This is a genomic window from Moritella sp. (assembly GCF_033791185.1).
Classification (GTDB): Bacteria; Pseudomonadota; Gammaproteobacteria; order Enterobacterales; family Moritellaceae; genus Moritella.
In genome coordinates this window covers 1-2907 of sequence record NZ_JASJHF010000004.1, presented here as the reverse complement: position 1 = coordinate 2907, position 2907 = coordinate 1, and the positions used below count along the sequence as shown (strand labels likewise).

Here is a 2907-nt window from a genome sequence, read left to right as displayed (position 1 = left end):
TTTGATTATTACTATGTCAGAAGCGCGCTCAGGATTGTATCGGTTCTTTCAACATTCTTTTGCTACAAGGATGACGAAGACTTCTTCTATCCCAGTTTTAACCATTAACAAAAGAAATAATAATGAATCGTTGTTTTGCTGTCACGGATTGTGATGGCAAAAAATATTTTAAAAATTTGTGCTGAATGATTCAGTACTTAAATATATAAACAATAAGGCTAATATTATGTCTAAGATCTTTGATGTTGTAAAACCAGGTGTTGTAACAGGCGATGACGTGCAAAAAGTTTTTGCTATTGCTAAAGAAAACAACTTCGCTCTACCTGCTGTAAACATGGTAAGCACTGATTCAATCAACGGTACTTTAGAAGCGGCTGCAAAAGCTAAATCTCCAGTGATCATCCAGTTCTCACACGGCGGCGCTGCATTCTTCGCTGGTAAAGGTATTGGTCTTGAAGGTCACGGCGGTTCTATCATGGGCGCTATCGCCGGTGCTAAATACGTACACGTTATGGCTGAATCTTATGGTGTTCCAGTTATCATCCATACAGATCACGCGGCTAAGAAACTACTACCTTGGATCGACGGACTACTAGACGCTGGTGAAGAATTCTTCGCACAAACTGGTAAGCCACTATTTAGCTCACACATGTTAGATCTTTCTGAAGAATCACTAGAAGAAAACATCGCGACTTGTGGTGAATACCTAGCGCGTATGGCTAAGATGGACATGACTATCGAAATCGAACTAGGTTGTACTGGTGGTGAAGAAGATGGCGTAGACAACTCTGAAATGGACGCATCTGAGCTTTACACTTCTCCAGAAGACGTTGCATACGCTTACGAAAAACTGAACGCTATCAGCCCACGTTTCACTATCGCTGCCTCTTTCGGTAACGTACACGGTGTATACAAGCCAGGTAACGTTGTACTAACTCCAACTATCCTACGTGATTCACAAGCATACGTTTCAGAGAAATTTGGCCTACCAGCTAACACGCTAAACTTCGTATTCCACGGTGGTTCAGGTTCTTCAGAAGCTGAAATCCAAGAATCAATCGGTTACGGTGTTGTTAAAATGAACATCGATACTGATACACAGTGGGCTACGTGGGAAGGTATCAAAGACTACTACGAAGGTAAGAAAGAATTCCTTCAAGGTCAAATCGGTAACCCGACTGGCGCTGATGCACCAAACAAGAAACATTATGATCCACGTGTTTGGTTACGCGCTGGTCAAACAAGTCTTGTAGCTCGTCTAGAACAAGCTCACAAAGACCTAAACAGCGTAGACGTACTATAATCTAAACTGCCTAGGCATATGTAATCTAACTAATTAGATTTACCCATAAAATCCCTGAGTGTGAGCTCGGGGATTTTTTTTATCGGTAATCGCCGTTATCCCGCTGAGGCCTAACTGAAACCGCTGTATCTGCACGCGAGCTCCCTCATCAAGCCACATACGCTCACTGCGACTCACTAACAAATTGCGATTGAAATTGGTTCAGCAAGAAAAGTTGTCAGTCGACATTTGAAAACCGTGGAAAAACAGAATGTAATTACAGCGTGGCAAACTAGCACTGCTCAATATTGATTTGCTTAAAGCATGACAGCTAAGCGGCATGGCTATAAAAAAACCGCTTAACGGGCGAGCCTGTTAAGCGGTTTTAGCTATTCATCAGGGGTAAACCTAGCGTAATAGACGCGCTTTAATGGTACCGTCAATCATTTTAAGTTTTGCTAAACCGCGTTCAGCATGATCACTTTCAACATCAATTACCACGTAACCAATATCACCTGAGGTTTGTAGGTATTGACCGGAAATATTAACCCCTTCTTCAGCAAATGTTTGCGTGATCTGGTTTAAAATACCCGGTTGGTTATGGTGAATATGCATCAAACGGCTTGAGCCTTCATGTGTCGGTAGTGAAACTTCAGGGAAGTTGACTGCAGACAGCGATGAGCCATTGTCAGAGTATTTGGTTAGTTTACCTGCCACTTCATAGCCGATGTTCTCTTGAGCTTCCTGAGTGCTACCACCCACGTGTGGCGTTAGCAGTACATTATCAAACTCACGTAGCGGCGACAGGAATTCATCATCATTTGATGATGGTTCGATAGGGAATACATCAATCGCCGCGCCAGCTATTTTCTTGCTCGCTAAGGCAGAAGCAAGTGCATCAATATCAACCACAGTACCACGTGACGCATTAATGAAGATTGCACCTTGTTTCATTTGTGCAAACTCAACTTCGCCCATCATCAATTTCGTTTGTGGGGTTTCTGGTACATGTAGCGAGATAATATCTGAGGTCGCTAGCAATTCTTGCATGCTCATGATCTGCTGGGCATTACCCAAAGAAAGCTTAGTTTCAATGTCGTAATACTTAACACGCAGACCTAAGTTCTCTGCCAAAATACTTAATTGAATACCGATATGACCATAGCCAATAATACCCAACTGCTTACCACGTGCTTCGTAAGAACCCGTTGCAGACTTAAGCCATTCGCCACGATGTGCTTTGGCGTTCTTCTCTGGAATACCACGTAATAATAATAAAATTTCGCCAAGTACTAATTCTGCCACACTCCGAGTGTTCGAGAATGGGGCGTTAAATACAGGGATCGCAGCTTTGTGAGCAGCAGCCAGATCAACCTGATTAGTACCAATACAAAAACAACCTATGCCAACCAGCTTGTCTGCTGCAGCAATGACGTTTGCATTTAAATGAGTACGTGAACGAATACCAACAAAATGGACATCTTTAATTTTTTCACACAGTTCTTCTTCACTTATTGCGGTTTTAATCGACTCGATATTGCTATAGCCGGCATCAGTAAATGTATCAACTGCACTTTGGTGTAGTCCTTCAAGCAGTAATATCTTGATCTTATCTTTCTGCAGAG

General features: G+C 42.4%; 2 protein-coding genes. One reads left to right on the top strand and one right to left on the bottom strand.

The features are described 5' to 3' along the window. The first annotated feature begins 226 nt into the window (after window positions 1-226). On the top strand, window positions 227-1303 hold the full coding sequence (gene fbaA / locus QNK26_RS00235) for a class II fructose-bisphosphate aldolase (RefSeq protein WP_319220219.1): 1077 nt from the start codon (window positions 227-229) through the stop codon (window positions 1301-1303). 387 nt (window positions 1304-1690) lie between these two features. Here fbaA and serA read toward each other — a convergent pair whose 3' ends face one another. Continuing rightward, the gene (serA, locus tag QNK26_RS00230) at window positions 1691-2905 is read right to left on the bottom strand and encodes a phosphoglycerate dehydrogenase (RefSeq protein WP_319220217.1); all 1215 of its coding nucleotides are present in this window, start codon (window positions 2903-2905) and stop codon (window positions 1691-1693) included. Between the last annotated feature and the right edge of the window lie 2 nt (window positions 2906-2907).